Source organism: Reichenbachiella agarivorans, assembly GCF_025502585.1.
GTDB lineage: Bacteria > Bacteroidota > Bacteroidia > Cytophagales > Cyclobacteriaceae > Reichenbachiella > Reichenbachiella agarivorans.
In genome coordinates this window covers 415,001-435,287 of record NZ_CP106679.1, presented here as the reverse complement: position 1 = coordinate 435,287, position 20,287 = coordinate 415,001, and the positions used below count along the sequence as shown (strand labels likewise).

Genomic DNA, 20,287 nt, shown 5'->3' with positions numbered 1-20,287 from the left:
GGACATTTTGAGACATTTTGAAGGAATTACCTACTTCCTTTGTGACAAATCCCCAACGCAAATTGGATGTGGAATTGGGAAGTTTGATGAACGATTATTACTAAATCTATTTACTAATTTTTAAATCTATTAGCATGATTAAACTTAGACAAAAGAAGTTCAGGCTTTCAGGCCTGACACTTTTCTCATTGCTTTCTCTGGTGATGCTTTTTCTGGCATCCTGTGATGAGGACAATACAGTGGAGGGTGATCCTCGACTGTTTATCGAAGGGCCAACTGGAGCACTTCCCGAAACTTCAGCCACGTATGATTTGCAGGCTGATATAGGAGGTACCACATCTTGGACAGTTGAAGGGCCAGCTCAAATCCTTTCATCAACGACATCCACTGCAGAAATTCAGTTTCTTTCTGTAGGAGATGTCACAATTACAGCCACCAATGGAGGATTGTCAGGAACTTATTCTGTCATTGTTAGCTCTGTTGAAGCGGCTGTTGAATCTTCTATGAATTTTGGAAAGGCAAAGAATGGGGCAACTGATACGCTTTTCCTTTCGTTTTCAGCTCCTCTGGCTTCAGCGCCAACGGTAGTTATGAATGGTCTGAATGCAGCTGATACATCTGCCTTTTTTAGAGGGGATATGGATAGTGCCATCTCACCATTTGTTTCTGGGGCTACTTTGTCTTCTGCCGCATCTTATAAGGGTAGCAATATGGAGTACTTTGCCATTTTTACTGGGGGTACAGGCAATGGACAAGCAGAAGCAATTGTGAAAAGTGCAACTTTGAGTGAGTCCTATGGAGGAGGAACAATTGAGAATGTTTATTTACTTATTCAAGAAGTAGACAATGTTGCTCCTATTGGTTCAATTTCATTCTCTCAGTCTGCTGCTAATGACAGTACAGTAGTCACTATCACTGCCCAATTTAATGAAGCAGTAAGGGCAGAGAGCAATTTTATTTTCATTGATATTTCTTATGCAGATGGATCTGGGGTAGCAGTCAAGGATACACTATGGGCTACTGCTGATGCAGCAGTTTGGGCATTGGATTATACAGTAAATGGAGAATCTGATGAAGACCCAAGTACTAACCTGAATGTCTCTGTCAGTGAGGTTGTAGATATGGCAGGCAATGTGCCGACTGTTTTGGATGATGCGTCCTTAATTATCGACAACATAGCTCCAATAGCAGCAGGGACAGCAACTGATAGCAATCCAGGTACGCAGGTAGTAACCGTGATGACTTCTGGAGAATGGTTGATCTTAAAGAGCGGAACAGAAGCTCCAGCCACATTGGCAGAGTTCGGAGCTGGTGGGTCTGGTAATTCTACACTCGTTCTTGATGCGGGTACTTATGATGTTTATTTCATCGAAGTAGATGCTGCAGGAAACGTGAGTGATATTGTAACTCAGACTGGGTTTGTGGTAGCAGCTCCTTAATTAAGTCTCACTAAGAAAACTTATTAACATGAAAAAAATATTAATATCATATATATGTTCTGCCAAGTTATCCAACATGGCAGTAGTGTTGTTGATCTTGTTGGGACTGAATAATTACACAGTTCAAGCACAAGACAGGAGCATTAGCGGAAAGATCGTGTCCACTACTGGCGATGAATTACCAGGGGTGAGTATTTTAGTCAAAGGAACCACCAACGGTACCGTTTCCAATGTTTCAGGACAGTACACATTGTCCGTTGGCAATAATGCTGAAACGCTTGTTTTCTCATTCATCGGAATGAAAACGCAAGAATTGGCAATAGGAAGTAGGTCAGTGATCGATGTAACCATGGAGGAAGATGTTGCTTCTTTGCAAGAGGTTATTGTAACTGGTTATTCATCTGAGTCTAAGAAGACCATTACTGGTTCGATTGATGCATTGGATACAGAGAAGGCATTCTCTATTCCATCTACGTCAGCAGCCGAAGGTTTTCAGGGTAGATTGTCAGGTGTCACAGTCGTATCCAATGGTAGCCCAGGAGCTGCACCGATCGTGAGAATCCGTGGGGTAGCAACTACTGGTAACAACGATCCATTGTACATCATCGATGGCTATCAAACCAACGATCCTGATTTCTTGACTGATTTGAACACCAGTGATATCGAGAGTGTGACTGTATTGAAGGATGCTGCGGTATCTTCAGTATATGGGGCCAGAGCAACCAATGGTGTGATTGTAATCAAAACAAGAAAAGGTGGATATGATGTGTCAGGCAAGCCAAAAGTCACATTAGATATTTCTTATGGTGTACAAACTCCAGTAACCGCTCCAGACATGTTGAACTCTGAGCAATTGGGTGAAGTTTTCTGGGAAAGTGCTATTAACGATGGTGTTGCGCCATCTCATCCTCAGTTTGGTGTAGGTGCAGAACCGAATATTTCTGGTTACTACAGAGGAGACAGAGACCTACCATATGATGCAGAAACCAATCGCTTGACAAAAACCAGTGCTGGTACTGATTGGTTTGGTGAGATCTTCGAAGATGCAACATACCAAAATTACTATGTGTCGGTAAACGGAGGGTCAGAAGCTAGTAAGTACATGATGTCAATGGGCTATTTGGATAGAGAAGGTATCTTGACAGGTACTGGATATGACAGATACACGGGTAGAGCCAATACAGAATTCAGTATCAAGGAAAGATTAAGAATTGGTCAAAATTTGAGTTTCGCTTATTCTAGACAAACTTTGTTCCCAGGTCAAAATGGCGATGACAGTCCATTGGGCTTGGCTTATAGAGCTTCTCCTCTGATGCCTGCTTATGATGAGGGGGGGAACTTTGCAGGGACGTATCAATCGGCCGCTGGTTTGGGAAATGCACAGAACCCTTTAGCAGTTATGACCAGAGCAAAGGACAATTTGAACTCTAACATGAGAATCTATGGAGATGCATATGCGGAAGTAGATATCATCGATGGATTGACTGCACGATCAAATATTGGCGTCAACTATAGGTCTGGAACTGGGGATGTATTCAATTCTTTGAACCCAGAGCACAGTGAAGCGATTACAACCAACAATTTGACAACTGCGAGATACATAAGCTCTGGATATGTGTGGACCAATACTTTGAGATATGAAAAAACTGTTGGGAAACATAACGTTGGAGTGATAGCAGGTATAGAAGCTATCTCAGACCACTTTGAATTTACAGCAGTTTCACAACAAGATTTTTTATTGAATGATGTAGTAGACAATAGACTATTGGGTTATGGAGTAGGCGCTACTTCCATAGGAAGTTCTACCAATACCACTTCAACCTTGTTTTCGTACTTTGGTCAATTGAAATACAACTACGCAGGTAAATATATTTTGACTGCTACAGTTAGAAGAGACAAGACATCAAGATTCGAGGATGGAAACAATACAGGAGTTTTCCCTGCGGTAAGTGCTGGATGGGTTTTGAGTGAAGAAGCTTTCATCCCAGACTTGTTTTCTAATTTGAAGTTGAGAGGTTCCTATGGAGAAATGGGGAACCAATCGATTCCAAATGCTACACCTACCATCAATGTAAATCAAGCAAACAATCAGTTGGCGTTTTATAACTTCGGAGGGAATTATACTCCAGGAGCCGTCTTGTCAACACCAGGAAACCCTAATTTGACTTGGGAGACTTCAGTACAGAAGAACATTGGTGTTGACATAGGTTTGTTGAACGATAAATTGGAAATCACCTTTGATTATTTTGATTTGACAAGTAAGGATAACATTATCTCTACGTCTCTTCCATCAACTGCTCCAGTAGCCAGTAACGGGAATCCATATATCAACAATGGAGAAATCAACAACAGAGGATTTGATTTGAGTTTGAACTACGGAAACACAGGAACAACTTCGGATTTTACCTACAACATCGGTTTGAAATTTTCTAAATACAAGAATGAGATCATCAAAACAGATGAACTTGGGACAAGTATCGTGGGAGGAAACCTAAGAGGGATCACTTTTACCAATTCAGCCGTTGGTGGTCCAGTTTCTAGTTTCTATGGTAGAAAAGTCATAGGAATTTTTAGAAGTGAGACAGAAGTATCTGCTGCTCCCGATCAAGGTTTTGACACTCCTGCAGAGGGCGTGGGTAGATTTCAGTATGCTGACATTGATAACAATGGTATAATTGATGATAACGATCGTACAAACATTGGAAGTCCTAACCCTGATTTTACCTACGGTATCAACATTGATGTAGCTTACAAAGGTTTTGATTTGGCCTTATTCTTCACAGGGTCTCAAGGAAATGAGATTTACAACTACACTCGAATCTTCACAGATTTTCCTAGTTTCTACGATGGAAACAGAAGTACCAGAGTATTAGATGCCTTCAACGAAACAACTAATCCTAATGGGAATGTACCTGCATTGAGTAAAAATGTGACTAACAATGAAACTCAGGCTAATAGTTATTTTGTAGAGGATGGGTCCTATTTCAGAATGAAAAACATTCAGTTAGGTTACACACTACCTAGTACTATTTCTTCAAAAGCTGGAATGTCTAGAGCAAGAGTCTATGTTCAGGCATCTAATCTCTTCACGATTACTGATTACAGCGGTTTGGATCCTGAGATTGGGCGATTCAACAACTCTGATATCGATACAGGGATAGATTTTGGTAGTTACCCGACTTCTCAGACTTATTTGATTGGTTTAAGTGTTGATTTTTAATTAATAAAGAATTAATAAGATGAAAAGAAACATAATAATATATATCCTGACAGTCTTAGTTGTACTGGGGTGTAGTGAGGATTTTTCAGAAGGTACCAACAAGGGTGCTTTGAGTGATGCTGCATTAGCCAATGCAGATGGTGTAGACCTGCTTTTGACTGCTGCATACAGTGCACTAGATGGTCAGGTAGGAGCAGTAGGTGATTGGGAACCAACCGGTGATAACTGGTGGATGGACGTATTGACGGATGATTCGCACAAAGGTAGTACCAATGGAGATCAACCTGCACTACATGCCTTGCAAACCTACAATTGGACAACTGGTAATAGTTACTTCAATAGCAAGTGGGTAGCGTTATATGCTGGAGTGAACAGAGCGAATGCTGTGATTTCATTAGCTAACTCGATTACCGACGTAGATTTGACTACCAAGATTGCTGAGGCTAAATTCCTAAGAGCACATTATAATTTTGAACTGACAAGGTTGTATGGAAATGTAGCATATATAGATGAGGTGAATGCCATTGAGAATCCTGATCAACCAAACGATGGACCACTATGGGCTGAAGTAGAGACTGATTTTCAGTTTGCAATAGACAATCTCCCAGAAGACAATGGCGTAGCAAGAGCCAATTCCTGGACAGCTAAGTCATATATGGCTAAAGCCCTTGTTTACCAACAAAAATGGGCTGAAGCAGAGGCTATCTTCAATGATGTGATCGACAATGGACCATACGCTTTGAATGCAGAATTCAATGATAACTTTAATGCTGCGGGTAAAAATTCAGCGGAAGCAATCTTCTCGATTCAATTTGAAGCAAATGATGGAGCGACCAACAATGCCAATGGCAACAAGGGAGGAACACTGAACTTTCCAGGTAGTGGCCCACTTGGAACTTGTTGTGGATTCTATCAACCTACACAGGATTTGGCCAATGCGTTCAAAACCAAGAATGGTTTGCCAGACGTAACAGGGTACAATGCATCTGATATCAACAATGACTATGGTCTTACTTCTAGTGACTTTTTCTTGACTTATCCAGGAGAGCTTGATCCAAGATTGGATTATACGATAGGAAGAAGAGGCATTGAGTACAATGGATACGGTATTCACGAAGGGTTTGACTGGGTAAGAGCACAATTGGATGCAGGCCCATATCTACCTAAGAAAAATGTGTATAAAAATGGTGAAACAAGCACACAAGGTACTGGCGATTGGGGACAGCAGTTCTCAGGTCTACATTACAATGTGATCAGGTATGCTGATGTTCTTTTGTTGGCAGCAGAAGCAAAGGCTGAGCAAGGTAAATTCGTTGAAGCAATGGCGCTTGTTAATCAAGTGAGAAAGCGTGCGATAAACTCAACTAGAGTAAAGGACGAAAGTGGTAATGATGCAGCAAACTATGTGATTGCTGAGTACACACCAGCAAGTTTCGGTACGGGTGATGCCGCTATAGAAAAAATCAGATTCGAAAGAAGATTGGAGTTATCTATGGAAGGCCACAGATTGTTTGACTTGAGAAGATGGAGTCAAGATGACCCTAACTATGCGGTAAATAAAATTAATACTTTTATAGCCAATGAAAAGAGAACCGTTACCTCTCTTAATTCAAGTCCATATGAAGCAAAGCATAATATTTTCCCAATTCCATTGCGTGCATTGGATATTTCAGAAAATCTGAAACAAAATACAGTCTGGAGCGGTAACTAAGCCCAAACAATATAAATTGAAAAGGGCTGGATTTTCCAGCCCTTTTTTTATTTACAACTTAGTATATAATTAGAGCATAGAGATATGAAAGTAAGTTTTTGGTTCTTTTGTAGTGGAGTGGTTTTGTCAGTATTATTCTCATGTGGGGAAAATACGCTAAAAAGGTTTGAGAAAATCCCAACGGAATACTCACAGGTTTCATTTTCTAATACACTTACTGAGTCCGATACTTTGAATTATTTCAAATACCCCTATCTCTACATGGGTGGAGGGGTTGCCATCGCGGATTTTGACAATGATGGTTTACAGGACTTGGTATTCACTGGCAACATGGTGTCAAATAGATTTTATTTGAACAAAGGAAATTTGATATTTGAGGATTTGACTTCAAAATCAGGGTTAGCAGGTAGTTTGCACAAATGGTACACGGGTGTCAGCATAGTTGATATCAATGCAGATGGCTACATGGATCTCTACTACAGCGTAGCTGGACTAGGAGATGACCGACGCAACGAACTCTACATCAACAACGGTGACTTGACTTTTACTGAGTCGGCCCAAGCTTATGGGTTGGCGGATACAGGCAATTCAGTTCAGACCTCTTTCTTTGATTATGACCATGATGGAGATTTGGATGTCTTTGTAGCCAATTATCCTATCACACCATTTACTACTACCAATTTTTCCTACTATATGTGGGTCAATAACCCAGTGATGGAAAAAAGTGACCACTTCTATAGAAATGACGGCAATGGTCATTTTACCGATGTGACTGAGGAATCTGGTTTGCTTTCATTTGGACTGAGTTTGAGTGCCAGCATTGTGGATTTCAACCAAGATGGCTGGGATGATATCTATGTCTCCAACGATTTTAGTACGCCGGATTATTTTTACATCAACAATGGCGATGGTACTTTCAGAAACGAATTAAAGAAAATCACCAAGCAAACTGCATTTTATGGCATGGGTACGGATGCAGCGGATGTCAACAATGATGGACTCATCGATTTGATACAGGTAGATATGTCCGCCGCAGACAACCGACGATCCAAAGCCAACATGGCGAGCATGAATCCTGCCTTGTTTTGGTCCACGGTCAACAGCGGATTCCACTACCAATACATGTACAACGCACTTCAGTTGAATCAAGGAATCGTGGATTCGCTACCAGTCATGAGCAACGTAGCTTGGATATCAGGCGTCTCATCGACCGATTGGAGCTGGACCCCTCTGCTTGCTGATTTTGACAATGATGGCTTCAAGGATTTATATATATCCAACGGCACCAGAAAGGAAATAAATAACCGTGATTTCTTTCTCGCTCTCGAAGGAGTACTGGACAAGGCCAGCGATCAGGAATTGAAACTACTAGCGGATAGCATTCCCTCCGAACCTATTGACAATTTCATGTTCAGAAACAAAGGTGGTCTTGGATTCGAAAAAGTGAATCAGGACTGGGGTGTAGAAATGGTTGGGTTCTCCAATGGAACGAGCTATGCAGATTTGGACAATGATGGTGACTTGGATTTGGTCATCAACAACATTGACAGTGAGGCAGCCATCTTCAGAAACAACAGCGAGCAGATCAAAGGAAGTAATTATCTGCGAATTGCAGTCACAAGTACAGCAGCCAACAATCGAGGCTACGGATCGGAAGTGAAAATCTACCAACACGGTCAGATGCAAATTGGTCAATTGAATCCTGTCCGAGGTTTTCAATCAGCAGTAGAACCGATATTGCATTTTGGATTGTCCGATGCGAGTACAGTGGATTCATTGCTTTTGCTCCGAAACGGAAAGGTGATAGACAAGCAGTACAATGTGGCAGCTAATCAACTCTTGACTCTCTCTTGGGATCAACCAAAGAGTTTTGCAGCGCAGCTAAACACCACTCAAACTCTATTTTCAGAAGTGACCAGCAAGGTGCTTGCCGAGGATGAGTGGCATGTCGAGAATGAGTTCAATGACTTTGATGTCCAAGTTCTCCTTCCTCACAAGATGTCCAATTTCGGGCCTGCATTGGCAGTGGCTGATGTCAATCAAGATGGACTGGAGGATTTCTACTATGGCGCAGCTTCAGGATACGAAGGTTGGTTGTTCGTCCAGAATATGGATGGCACATATACCAAATCTGTCTTAGACCCATCGGGCAATATATGGCACGAGGATTTAGATGCAGAATTTTACGATGCGGACAACGATGGTGATTTGGATCTTTACATAGTCAGCGGAGGCAATCAAGACGAGGCAGGGCATCAAAACTACCAAGACAGATTGTATCTCAATGATCAGGGTGTTTTCACCAGAGCGATCAATGTACTACCGATGATGTATTACAGCGGCGGATGTGTGAGACCGTTCGATTACGATCAGGACGGAGACATGGATTTGTTTGTAGGAGGTCGATTGTCAGCGCATAACTATCCTTATCCTGGCAAGAGCTTTTTGCTAGAAAACCAACTAGAATCGGGCACACTCAAGTATGTAGAGGTCACTGTTGATTTGATCCCAGCAGTCCAAAATGTAGGCATGGTCACAGATGCCATCTGGACGGATATCAATGGAGACCAAAAGGCTGACTTGATTGTCGTAGGAGAGTGGATGCCGATCAAAGTGTACATTCAGACTACAGCAGGTTTTGAGGATCAGAGTGACAATTACTTCGAAGGCAACACGGTTGGCTGGTGGTTCAGCATTGATCAGGCAGATTTTGACAAGGATGGAGATATGGATTTCGTGCTGGGCAACATGGGGCAGAATTATAAATACCAAGCGTCTCCACAGGCACCATTTGCGATTTATGCAGACGACTTTGACAAGAACAGCAAGAGTGATATAGTACTCAGCTACCGCAATGGAGGCAAAGAGTATCCTGTCCGAGGTAGACAATGTTCGTCTCAGCAGATCCCTGCGATCAAGGTGGCATACAAGGATTACAACTCCTTTTCTACAGCGAGTATGCAGGATATTTTCGGGACGGATATGCTGGATAGTTCATACCATTTCAGTGTAGAGAGTTTCGCCAGTGTTTATATCGAAAATCAAAATGGAAAGATGAAGCTGAAAGAATTGCCATTCCAGGCCCAGTTTTCATCGATCAATGATTGGGCGATCATGGATGTCAATCAAGATGGACATTTGGATATAGTCTCTGTAGGAGGTCTGTACTCGTCGGAAATCGAAACACCACGAAATGACGCAGGGATTGGTCTGGTGATGTTGGGTAATGGAAAGGGTGATTTTGCAGCGCAATCATTGACTACTTCTGGGTTTCTAGTGCCTTTTGATTCCAAGAAAATCAAAATCTTGGATGGGAAAACCAATTCTATAGTCATCGCCAACAACATGGGGCCACTTCAGATTTTTGAAGTGAATAGGTAAAATGGCTCTGCGAGGAGTATTGTGTATATGGAATGATAGTATATAACCCAGGTTACAATCATGCTGAAGCAGGTGATTTCAAACTCTGGGTAGATAAGAATACCAGTGGAGGACTATAAGGAGTATTTCAATTGATCGATGAGTAAGGAAACAAAGCCCATAATAGTAGTGCTAGGCGTGAGTGGCTCAGGCAAGAGTACCATAGGAGCGATGCTAGGAGAGGCGATAGATGTGCCTTTCTACGATGGGGATGATTTTCATCCCAAGGCCAACAAGGATAAAATGGCTGCTGGTCATCCGCTCGATGATGAGGATCGAGAGCCCTGGTTATTGGCTCTGGCACGGCATATTGAGACAAAATCCAAAGAGCGGGGAGCCATCATCGCCTGCTCTGCCCTGAAGGAAAAGTACCGAGAGACTTTGTCCCAGTATTATGATGGGGATATTATTTGGGTGTACTTACACGGAGACCAAAAGACACTAGCAGAGAGACTGAGTGCAAGAAAAGGACATTTCTTTGATCCTAAATTGCTCGCCAATCAACTGGAAGTGTTGGAAGCTCCGGCCTACGCATGGCGCTTCGATATATCCCAAGCACCCAAGCAGATTGTCGCAGGGATTGTTGATTTGATGAATCGGTGATTGGTGGATTTTAGGTTAAGCTGATCCCATCCATTTCCTCCCAAAACAGCCAAGTATATGCCAAATCCATCTCATGATTCCATGTCCTTGAGCAATTGTTTGATTTGATTGAGTTTAGCGAGTGGGAGCTGGCGTAGCTCTCCTACGGTGAGGCTATCCTCGGCGGGCCTTACCAGTTCCATGATGGGATGATCAGCCGAAAGAGAAGTCTGCGTGCTATCCCAAGCCATCAGGTCGTTGGGAGTGCAATGCAGCGCGAGACAAAGTTTCTGCAGCTGATAGAGCTTGATGCCCACTGCCTTGTCGGACAGCATACGGTGCGCCACATTATGACTCAGTCCGAGATTTCTCAAGAAATTATAGGGTTTTTGAATGCCACGGATATGCAGCAATCGCGATACATGCAAGGTCAGCATAATAGAATAAGGTTGATTCAACCTAAATATACTCCAAAATCATAAACTATTAACAGTCAATAAGTAAAAATCACTAAATGATTGAGTAGTACTGAGTTAATGTTATCCTATGCTGCGGTTATTTGATTTTCTACTGCGTTTATTTCATTTTACTTTGTCATTTTATCATTTTTTGCTGAGTTGATATCAATATATAGTGAGCATATGTTAATAAATAATGAGATACTATTAATCAATAGTGAGCTCATGTTGTTGATTGATTAGGTTATTCCTTCATTTATTATATTGTCATGATTGAATAAGTATGTTTTGATTACTCATGCTGTAGTAATGATAATACATGCAGTGTTTGGGAGCAGTTGTAGCAATCCTTTGGGTAAGAGATGCTGGTAGGCGCGATCATTAGATACTCTCCTGTCATTTCGAGTGATAATTACTTGGCTGTTTGCCTAGGAGGGGGTATTTGGATAGAACTCAATATAGGCTTTAGCGCATGTTTCGAGTGGTGTGGGCTGGCTGCTGACTGGAGTGTTTGTCTTGATTTGTGGATCAAGTATAGAGTAGGGTATCATTGAGCGCCACCTTACTGACGGTTGAGTGAAATGTGCGGATATTGCGTGGGTTTAGCACCCACATAGATCAATAAAAAGGCTACTCATTTTGTGAGCAGCCTTTTGTGAAAAAAAAACATTGTTTAGAAGTTGTAAGCCACAGAGAGCTTATAATTTCTGCCTGGCTCGGTCTGCCACCAGTAGGAGGAAAGCGAACCGTAGTATCCACCATCGTACAGGTATTCGTCCAGTAGATTGTAGACATTCAAGTTGATTCTTAGTTTATCATTGGTCCATGACAGTCCTCCGTCCATTTTGAAGTAGTCTGGAAGATTTTCTACTGCATCTGTGTCATTGCTCCAGGTCCCTAGGGCTCTTTCACCTAGATAGCTTCCTCCAAGAGAAATACCCGTACCTTGGAGGGCTCCTTGCTGCAAGGTATAGGTCAACCATGCGTTGGCTGTATGCTTCGCAAAACCTGGTACTACATCGCCCTTCGAAATGGACGTTATTCCTTCGCTTACTTCAGTCACCTTTGAGTCGGTATATGCATAGTTGGTGATTAGGTCGAGTCCAGTGATGATATTTCCTTTCAGGTCAAATTCTACACCTTGAGAAGTTTTTTCTCCCAGCTCCACGCTCAGACCCGAGGTAGGATCTACCGGATCACCAGTCAGTTCATTTCTCTTGATGATTCTATAGGTTGTCAGGGTAGTGCTCCATCTCCCGCCAGCCCATTGTTTTTTCACACCGACTTCCATATTGTTTCCGGTGATCGGTTGTACATCACCTCCATCTTTGAGAATTCCATTTTGAGGAATAAAGGCTTGGTCATACATCGCGTACACGGTGGTCGAGTTGTTCAATGATGCACTCAGTCCCACTCTTGGCGTGAATCGTTTAGCATCTGAGGTGATTCCATAGTTGGTTTGAGTCACGTAGGAATAGCGCCCTGCCAATGTCAGTCTCACTTTGTTGTCGAAGAAGGCCAGTTCATCTTGTAGGTAGAGCCCAGAGTACTGTTGATCAACGGCAGAGCCAATGCTGGCTCTGTTTTCCAGACTGGTGGTTCTGTCGAAATTTGGAAAGCCATTGGGGGGAGTGCCATAGTTGGGATTGTTGGTGTCAAACAAATTGCCTAAAGTGTCGAGTGCATGCCATTGATTCCAGTCAGCAATGTAATTGTTGGTACCTATGTCAATACCTCCTAGCACTCTGTGTCTTACTTCTCCTGTGATAGCTTCGCCATTGATGAAAGCTTGTCCGCGTACAGTTTTGCTTTCAGCATCCCAGATAGATGAGCCTCTGAGCATAGTGCCATCAGGGTTTACCGCTGCTGGCCAGAAGGAAGATCCTTCTTGCTCGTATTTCAAATAAGCGATCTGTGTGGTCAATGACCAGTTGTCATTGAGATGATGTTCTAGGTTGATGAATATACTTTGGTCGTCAATATTGGTGGGAGACATTCCTTTAGGGAGTGTAGTAAAGTCACGTGGCAAAGTGCCATAGCCCTCTGTTGAGAAAACATAGTATGATCCTACATTACTCATGTTGGCATGTTGGTAGGTGTATTCTGCAGTGATCCTTGTCTTGTTGTCTATTTGGTACGAAATGACTGGTGCTATACTGAAGCGGTTGTTGTATTCGTAGGGTCTGTGAGAGCCTTTGTTTTGTGCTGCCGCATTCAGTCTGTATAGTAGTTTGCCATTTTTGCTCAGTTTACCATCTAGATCCAGAGTGGCTCTGTAGAGATCGAAGCTACCCATAGTCATACCTACAGAACCTTTGGTTTCTCCTGTTGGTTTTTTGGTCACCACATTGTAGAGTCCAGCAGGGTCACCATTGGATAGCATGAACCCTGCGGGTCCCTTTACAAATTCAATATGATCTACATAGCTCATGTCCTCAGTCAATGGTCCCCACGAAGAGTTGACTACATTGACTCCATTTCTGAAAGCCTGTACTCGGCTGCCTCTCATGTTGATTTTTGTAAACATATCGCCCCAATGTGCGATGCGAGCTGTGCCACTTACATTTCTGATTACGCCATCACTCATGCTGATCACCTGTTGACCTGCGAGCATACCTGCACTTACTGTTTGGATGTTTTGCGGAGTTTCAAGTATTGGAGTTTTGAGTTTGAGCGAGTTGGAAAGCGCCACATCCTTGTATGGATTGTCTTTTTCCTCTTCTACTACCACTTCGTTTAAACTCTTTATATCCTCTTTGAGAGTAATAATAGGAAGTATCACATGCTCACCAGCAGCTATACTTACCTCTATTTCATGGCTTATGAAGCCTACAGACGAAGTTTGAATCGTGTAGTTGCCAGCTTTTATGTTTCTCAGTTCGAAGCGACCCTGACTGTCAGTGGTTGTGCCTATACTAGTATTCTGAATACCTACGTTAACATAGGCAGCAGGCTGTTTGTTCTCTTCCTGGATAGTTCCCGAAATGCTGCCTTGTTGAGCCCAAGTTGCGGTATTGATAAGGGTCAGAATTAATGTGTAAATGATGTATCTCATGGAGTTTATTGCTTTTTATTTATATGAATTCTAAATAATGCAAAAATAGGTCTACGTCATCTGACACGAAATCCCTAGTCTTAGTGAAAATCGACTCACTACTACTAGTGAGTCGATGCTTGGATTGACCGATTATGGAGGGACTTAAAGGAAAAATTCGATTGAACAGGGAGATAGATATTCGGAGGACAAATGCGAGAGGCTGGATGATGAATTTTTGCGAATAAGATTGGTAACCCGAGTTCGATTTTGAATATCCCTTCAAGGGTTATCATAAGTCATTTGCCCTATTGTGGATCACGAGACTTCTTTAAGATGATAGTATAGATAAGAAATAAGTTGGGTGTCAGAAAGAACGTAGTGCACAGTCTTTCGTTTGAGATTCAGATTAGCTAATACCTAGCCACCCATCAAAAGCAAAATAGTGGGATATTGAGTGATGTCGTCTAGAAAGAATCCTCCAATAGGATAACCATCAGCTGAAAAGCGATACTCAAAAAGGACGCAATGTGGAGGTAGAGTGATTGGTTTGATTGCTTCGACTTGAACCATGTGATAGCAACTTTGGAGAGAATAGAAAATGTTTAAAAAGTGATTGATTTCTTATTAAAGACATCAATTGTAATTTCATCTGTTTGGTTAATAACCAGCGACTCCATTTAAGCATTTTCCATTAACCCCCTCAATTGCATCATTATTAGGTGTTTATTGTTTTAAGTCATTTGCTCCAGTACCTTTTTATACTTTTTTGCATACTTATAGACTAGCGGCAAGGCGAACATCACGAACCCCAAGCTGAGTACTAGTGGAGGACTGGTAAAAAAGGAACTGAAAGAGTAGATGCATATAATCATCAACGTAGAAAACGGCAGTGAACAGGCCATGACAGAGATGGCAAAGTCAATGTCAAATGTAGGGCTCGTTTGATTGTCCTTTTCTTCCAGACTATTGACCGCACTCATATGGGCAAAAGGCCAAAAGCTACAAGAGCTCTGTGGGAAGACCAAAATCAGGAGTACCAATGCAGGACTCAACGCAGGAAATAGCAGGATAAACAGTCCCGATAGCATAAAGGTCAATCCAGCTCTCCAAAATAGGATGTTGGTGATGTGTCTGAGGTCTTTCCATTTGATCTTGGCTGACATCCCGATGAACAGCAACACCAGAGGTGTCATGATGGCACTGATTCTCAAGATAGTACTGCTCATAAATGAAGGAAGGGCGTTGATATTCAGTCCAAATCCGAGCAGTATGAGTGCAGCGATAATCACCAAGTTGATCGGTTCGTTGATCAAGGCGATGACCAGACTCTTTAGTTTGCTAGACGATGAGGTGACAGTAGTAGAGACGGATCTGCTGTGGTACCAGCGCATGGCGAGGATATATAGTAGGATCAAGACAAAGATTTTGTTTCCTACATCAGCCAGAGCAGCCAAGGCCAAACTATCATCTCCCGAATACACCATAATGAAGGGAAAACAAGACAGTCCAGGCGCCAAGGATGGCAGTAGCATGGTGAGGGTTCTGGAGCGACTTTCGTTGTCTGTAGGGATTACTGAGCCAGACATATACTTGGTAGCTAAGAACATCAATAGATTGAAGACCAATGCCAGTGCAGGAAAGATGAGCAATGTGGCATCCAAGTCTATTTTGAGCAAGGCAACGAATATGGTGGCAGGAAGAGCAATGCTCAAAATGATGATTTTGATACCACTGAGACTCTCCTTGGAACTGAGTTTCTTCTGCAAGAAGAATCCTAACGCTATGACCAGTACCAGTTCTAATGTTTTTTGTAAAGCGAAGTTCATTTTTTTCTCGATAAGTGTGCAACAAAGTACTGCTTGACCCCATCGTGAGATTGGAGTGACTCAGCAGGGGTTAGAACATTGTGATGAGTTTAGGAGAATAAGCAAGGCACTTTTCACGAGCGAATGAGTCGTGCCTTGCTGGTTGCATCAGTTGACTAGACTAATACTTGTTTGAGTGAGCTTGTAAATATTTTCATTTCGTCCATGGTACCAATACTTACTCTGCACCATGTTTTATCCATGATTTTGAATGAGCGGACGGCCACACCGAGATCCATCATTTTCTCCAAGAAGACTTTACCGTCCATCTCAATGGGGAAAATCACAAAACTGGTAGAGGAAGGGATGTATTGATATCCTAGCTTGTCTAGCTCTTTGCATACATAGCTTCTTGCTTCGGTATTGAGTTTTCTAGATTTGTTTTGAAACTCTACATCGTCCATACTCGCCGACGCTGCGAAGATGGAAGTATAAGAGATGCCCATTCCACCACGGGTGATTTTACTGATTTGGTCTACGATCTTTTCACTGGCTACTACGTACCCAACTCTCAGACCTGCCATACCATGTATTTTGGAAAAAGTACGTGCGATGATCACATCTTTGCCTTCGTTGACCAAAGACACCATGCTCTTCTTCGCAGCATCGTCTAAGAAACCTAAGTATGCTTCATCGATGAAGATCGGCACTTTTTCGGATACCCTAGAGCAGAAGTCCAACAATTCTGCATGGTCAGTCATGCTGCCAGTTGGGTTGTTGGGATTACAGATATAAACCAGTTTGGTTTCTGAATCAATAGCTTTTTCCATGGCTTTGAGGTCATGCGACCAATCCTTTTTGAGGGGAATGGCTTTCCATTCTGCACCTGTGGATTGAGCTACTTGAATCAAAGACATGTAAGAAGGATCCGCAGAGACGATGTTGCCACCTTCCATGAAGAGCACCATGGCCGTTTTCTCCAAGAGATCAGATGAGCCAGGGCCCATCATGATTCTTTTTGGATCTACTCCTTCTTGTGCGGCGATTTTGTCAATCAGATCAAACAATTCTGTCCACGCATAGCGGTTGCCCATGAAGGCCTTTTCCTGAACCGCCTTGATGGCTTTCGGAGAGGGACCATATGGGTTTTCGTTTGCATTGAGTTTTGCTTTCAAGACTTTGGCGTCTGGAAATGCCTTCGGTACATATTCTTCAAAGAAAGGGCTGTAAAGGGCATTGCCTTTGGCGTTGAACTTGATGGGCGCTTTTGCCAGCTCTGCCATGGTGAAATATGGAGATACGGCCAAGCCACCAGCAGTCAACATGCCTGCCTTCAACCAGTTTCTTCTATTAATTTTAGTTTCCATTTTTATAGTTTTTGATGTTTAAAATATTATTCAACAGGATCTGCATTCAATCCGATATCTCCTCCAGAGATGACAGTGTTGTCCGTCGGACTCATGAAAATCTGGATGCTGGCATCATAGGTATCCAGCTCTTCGAAGAAGGCAGCATCATCAATGATGTAAAACTTAGAGGTCGAGAATTCGCCGAAATCATAGCCTTCGCCTGTATTGGTGATCGTATACAGAGACATGAGTTCTGTCCCCCCAGTCATGAAAGCACCAGATAAGATAGCGGAGGCGTGTTCAGCACTCTCCGAGATGTTGTATAGCGAGATCTGAACCAGTGTTTTGTTATCCAAACTTTTCCAGAAGACTACTTTGCCGTACACTTCGGTGTTTTGTCCAGCGATGGAGTCCAGTGTATATGCTTTGTAGGTAGTCAGGGTGCCTGCTCCGTTGGCGATTTCCAAGGCAGGTTCAGCGGGATCATATTCACATGAGGATAAGAAGCCTACTGCTACCACTGCTAGGAGTGTATATATATGTTTAAATGTATTCTTCATCTTGTATATATTTTAATGATCAATTAGAATGAAAAGCTCAAACGAGTAAAGTAATATGCTCCTCTAGAGCCCTGCTGATAATCAGAGTATAGACCAAAATCTCTGTTTTCATACCTCACTACATCTGGCAGGTTATTGAATACGTTCTGTCCACCTACTGATAGGTTGAGTTTTGGACTCACTGTATAGGTAATCCCCATGTCAAATACCCATTCTGGGCTGTAAGTTTGATCTGCATAAGCGGTTTCTCCTGTAGCAGGAGCTGTTTCGGTGTAGATATCGTAGGCTCCATTTACATCTACAATAGATGACATGTCATTTTGCCTGCTAGTGACTTCACCATAGAAGGTCGGTCTCACCATGAAATTGAACTTGCCAATGTTGTAAGTAACCGTACCAATGAATTTTGTAGAGGAAGTTCCTGTTTCGAACTGTGCTATGCTGGCTCTTCTTACATATTTCTCAGCAAGCTCTTCATCTGTAAGAGCTGTGTTCAAATCAGGAACAGTAGCTTTTTCAAACTTGTTTTCTCTGAAAGTGGCGGCTAATGTTAGTCCCAGTCTACCTGGACCAACTTGGGTGGCGTAGTTGGATACGATTTCAAGACCTTTGGTAGAGATAGTTCCTCCGTTGATTCTGAACTGTGCCTCACCATCTCCGATCAATGGCTCAAGAACTGGCGCATCAGCTGCCGTAAATGGGTCTGTCAGGAAAATTCTGTCCTTCACTGTGATCATATAAGCATCTGCAGTCAAGGTGAAGCCTTTGAATAGTTCGGAAGCAATACCTACACTGTAGTTGACAGAGGTTTCTTCTTTTAGCGATACACCCAATAGTCTCGCTTCTGTGCTGTTGTTGGTGTAGACCGTGGCATCAGCAGGAATCGTATTTACGAAATAGGTGAAAGTCTGAGAGTAATTGAGCTCTTGCAATGAAGGTGCTCTGAAACCAGTACTTGCAGAGCCTCTTACCGCCAGATTGTCTAGGATTGAATACCGAGTAGCTACTTTCCCTGTCAATACACTTCCAAAGTCAAGGAAGGTTTCATATCGGGTAGCACCTTCTACCAACCATTTGTCTGTGATGTCTGCTTCGATATCTAGATAGGCACCCATCACCGTACGTACTGCATTGGCTTCATTGTTGGGGCCGAACCCTGTGAAACACTGGCAGCCTTGAGAGTAATTCTTTACTGTAGTTCCACCATCATAAGGTTGAGTCAACAATGGGGATCCATTGCTATCCACAATTGGGCTAGAGTTTTCGTTTTCAATCGGAAAACCATCAGGACCTACCATGGGTTGGTCAATGCTAGTAGCCTCATAGGTTCCTGCATCGCTGTTGGAGTAACTTTCCAATTGACCTTTGACAATCTCGTACTTTTCTACTCTCATTTCACCACCAAAGGCGATGTTGATACCAGAGAGTGCGTCTGGAAGGAATCGAGACACGTCAATGTTTGTTGTATTTTGTGTGAATGAATGATTACCCAAGTACATTTCTGTTGGAGAGGCATCCCCATATGTCACATTGAGCGTATTTTTCATCCGGATGTCCATGGCATTTCTGCCGAAGGTATTGCTTACATCGATTTTGAAATCTCCCAATTTCCCTTCCACGCCAGTGGTCAAGGCCGTGTTTGATTGGTTGGTCATCATCAGCGGTCTGAATCCATTAGGATACAAGCCTTGAGCGCCTGCTCTGGATGTCCAAGATGGAGACCTGTAGTAGCAGCTAAATCCTTCTACATATTTGAATCCTATATCTCCATTGGCATAAAAGTTAAAATCGTTTCGCAGCGGTAACCCAAGGTTGAAAGATAACCCAGCAATGTTGACATCAGGAGATCCCAGATAGGAAGATACGTCATATTGAGTCAGACCTCTGGCATTCAATAGCCCAACATTTGTACTCAATTGCTCAGGTGTATATCCATTGTATGAACCTTTTGCCATTGCTTCGATGAGTTCAGGGTTGGTGATCATGGGATTGCCATTTTTGTCTGTTCTCTCGTTGTTGAGGTAGGTGCCATCGTAGGTCAAATATCGCTCATAGTCCAAGACGGTGGCTCTGATTGCTCTTTTGTCTTGCCTTACAAAACCCGTGATATTCAAGAATCCGTCATTGCCTAGGTCTAATCCATAGTTAACATCGAATTGCACGGTTTCACCATCCATGTCTCTTGGCACTTCTTTTTGAAGCTCTTTTTCACCAGCCGTCAAACCACCATAGTTGTTGTCAAATGATGGAGTACCAAAGTTGGGTGTAGCACCCATGGTCAGGTTACCAGAAAGCACCCCCGTGTTTTCTTTGAGGATGATATCCATAACGCCTGCGATCGCATCAGATCCATATTGTGCGGCTGCACCATCTCTTAGGATTTGTACACTCGCAATGGACGAAGCAGGAATGAAACTCATATCAACCGCATTGCCAAAAGTTCCAGTTTGATTGCTAGTCAGTAGTGCAGAGGAGTGTCTTCTCTTACCATTGATCAATACCAACATCTGATTAGGAGCCAGTCCTCTCAATGTAGGTGAGTCTACGTGTGAGTTCAAGTCACCACCTTGAGATTTGACCGCACTGAATGAAGGAGCTGTAGCCACCAACATTTGTGCAATATCTACTTGTGCCATGCCTACTGATATTTCAGAGACATTGATCACATCTACCGGTGCGACTGTTTCTATTTTGGTTCTGCCCTCG

11 protein-coding genes (1 of these 11 only partly in view) are annotated in these 20,287 nt (G+C 42.7%); 5 read left to right on the top strand and 6 right to left on the bottom strand.

The features are described from left to right. The first annotated feature begins 134 nt into the window (after nucleotides 1–134). From N6H18_RS01725 to N6H18_RS01705, 5 genes are all read left to right on the top strand, one after another. On the top strand, nucleotides 135–1,439 hold the full coding sequence (locus tag N6H18_RS01725) for a hypothetical protein (protein ID WP_262310118.1): 1,305 nt from the start codon (nucleotides 135–137) through the stop codon (nucleotides 1,437–1,439). A 28-nt stretch (nucleotides 1,440–1,467) separates the two neighbouring features. Further along, nucleotides 1,468–4,659, top strand: coding sequence for a SusC/RagA family TonB-linked outer membrane protein (locus tag N6H18_RS01720; protein ID WP_262310117.1), 3,192 nt, complete (start codon nucleotides 1,468–1,470; stop codon nucleotides 4,657–4,659). Between the two features lie 19 nt (nucleotides 4,660–4,678). Next, a complete protein-coding gene (locus N6H18_RS01715; RefSeq protein WP_262310116.1) occupies nucleotides 4,679–6,370 on the top strand; it encodes a RagB/SusD family nutrient uptake outer membrane protein in 1,692 nt (563 codons plus the stop codon). 84 nt (nucleotides 6,371–6,454) lie between these two features. Then, on the top strand, nucleotides 6,455–9,751 hold the full coding sequence (locus N6H18_RS01710) for a VCBS repeat-containing protein (RefSeq protein WP_262310115.1): 3,297 nt from the start codon (nucleotides 6,455–6,457) through the stop codon (nucleotides 9,749–9,751). Nucleotides 9,752–9,889: 138 nt separating this feature from the next. Next, nucleotides 9,890–10,393, top strand: coding sequence for a gluconokinase (locus N6H18_RS01705; protein ID WP_262310114.1), 504 nt, complete (start codon nucleotides 9,890–9,892; stop codon nucleotides 10,391–10,393). A 71-nt stretch (nucleotides 10,394–10,464) separates the two neighbouring features. Here the strand turns inward: N6H18_RS01705 and N6H18_RS01700 are convergent, their stop codons facing one another. The 6 genes from N6H18_RS01700 to N6H18_RS01675 form a co-directional block, all read right to left on the bottom strand. Beyond that, nucleotides 10,465–10,809, bottom strand: coding sequence for a helix-turn-helix domain-containing protein (locus N6H18_RS01700; RefSeq protein ID WP_262310113.1), 345 nt, complete (start codon nucleotides 10,807–10,809; stop codon nucleotides 10,465–10,467). A gap of 694 nt (nucleotides 10,810–11,503) precedes the next feature. Then, a complete protein-coding gene (locus tag N6H18_RS01695; protein ID WP_262310112.1) occupies nucleotides 11,504–13,885 on the bottom strand; it encodes a TonB-dependent receptor in 2,382 nt (793 codons plus the stop codon). Nucleotides 13,886–14,598: 713 nt separating this feature from the next. Beyond that, nucleotides 14,599–15,693 (bottom strand): AEC family transporter, encoded by a 1,095-nt coding sequence (locus N6H18_RS01690; RefSeq protein WP_262310111.1) that lies wholly within the window; start codon nucleotides 15,691–15,693, stop codon nucleotides 14,599–14,601. A 155-nt stretch (nucleotides 15,694–15,848) separates the two neighbouring features. Then, the gene (locus tag N6H18_RS01685) at nucleotides 15,849–17,039 is read right to left on the bottom strand and encodes a pyridoxal phosphate-dependent aminotransferase (RefSeq protein WP_262310110.1); all 1,191 of its coding nucleotides are present in this window, start codon (nucleotides 17,037–17,039) and stop codon (nucleotides 15,849–15,851) included. Between the two features lie 26 nt (nucleotides 17,040–17,065). Then, nucleotides 17,066–17,581, bottom strand: coding sequence for a hypothetical protein (locus tag N6H18_RS01680; RefSeq protein ID WP_262310109.1), 516 nt, complete (start codon nucleotides 17,579–17,581; stop codon nucleotides 17,066–17,068). A 23-nt stretch (nucleotides 17,582–17,604) separates the two neighbouring features. Beyond that, nucleotides 17,605–20,287: the 3' portion of a TonB-dependent receptor gene (locus tag N6H18_RS01675; RefSeq protein ID WP_262310108.1), read on the bottom strand. It continues 338 nt past the right edge of the window; the window shows 2,683 of its 3,021 coding nt (coding positions 339–3,021); the start codon falls outside the window, past its right edge — the gene reads right to left on this strand; it ends in the stop codon at nucleotides 17,605–17,607.

Bases quoted from the DNA above. Each gene is read 5' to 3' on its own strand.
- N6H18_RS01725 (WP_262310118.1), top strand. From the start codon at position 135: ATGATTAAACTTAGACAAAAGAAGTTCAGGCTTTCAGGCCTGACACTT.
- N6H18_RS01720 (WP_262310117.1), top strand. From the start codon at position 1,468: ATGAAAAAAATATTAATATCATATATATGTTCTGCCAAGTTATCCAAC.
- N6H18_RS01715 (WP_262310116.1), top strand. From the start codon at position 4,679: ATGAAAAGAAACATAATAATATATATCCTGACAGTCTTAGTTGTACTG.
- N6H18_RS01710 (WP_262310115.1), top strand. From the start codon at position 6,455: ATGAAAGTAAGTTTTTGGTTCTTTTGTAGTGGAGTGGTTTTGTCAGTA.
- N6H18_RS01705 (WP_262310114.1), top strand. From the start codon at position 9,890: ATGAGTAAGGAAACAAAGCCCATAATAGTAGTGCTAGGCGTGAGTGGC.
- N6H18_RS01700 (WP_262310113.1), bottom strand. From the start codon at position 10,809: ATGCTGACCTTGCATGTATCGCGATTGCTGCATATCCGTGGCATTCAA.
- N6H18_RS01695 (WP_262310112.1), bottom strand. From the start codon at position 13,885: ATGAGATACATCATTTACACATTAATTCTGACCCTTATCAATACCGCA.
- N6H18_RS01690 (WP_262310111.1), bottom strand. From the start codon at position 15,693: ATGAACTTCGCTTTACAAAAAACATTAGAACTGGTACTGGTCATAGCG.
- N6H18_RS01685 (WP_262310110.1), bottom strand. From the start codon at position 17,039: ATGGAAACTAAAATTAATAGAAGAAACTGGTTGAAGGCAGGCATGTTG.
- N6H18_RS01680 (WP_262310109.1), bottom strand. From the start codon at position 17,581: ATGAAGAATACATTTAAACATATATATACACTCCTAGCAGTGGTAGCA.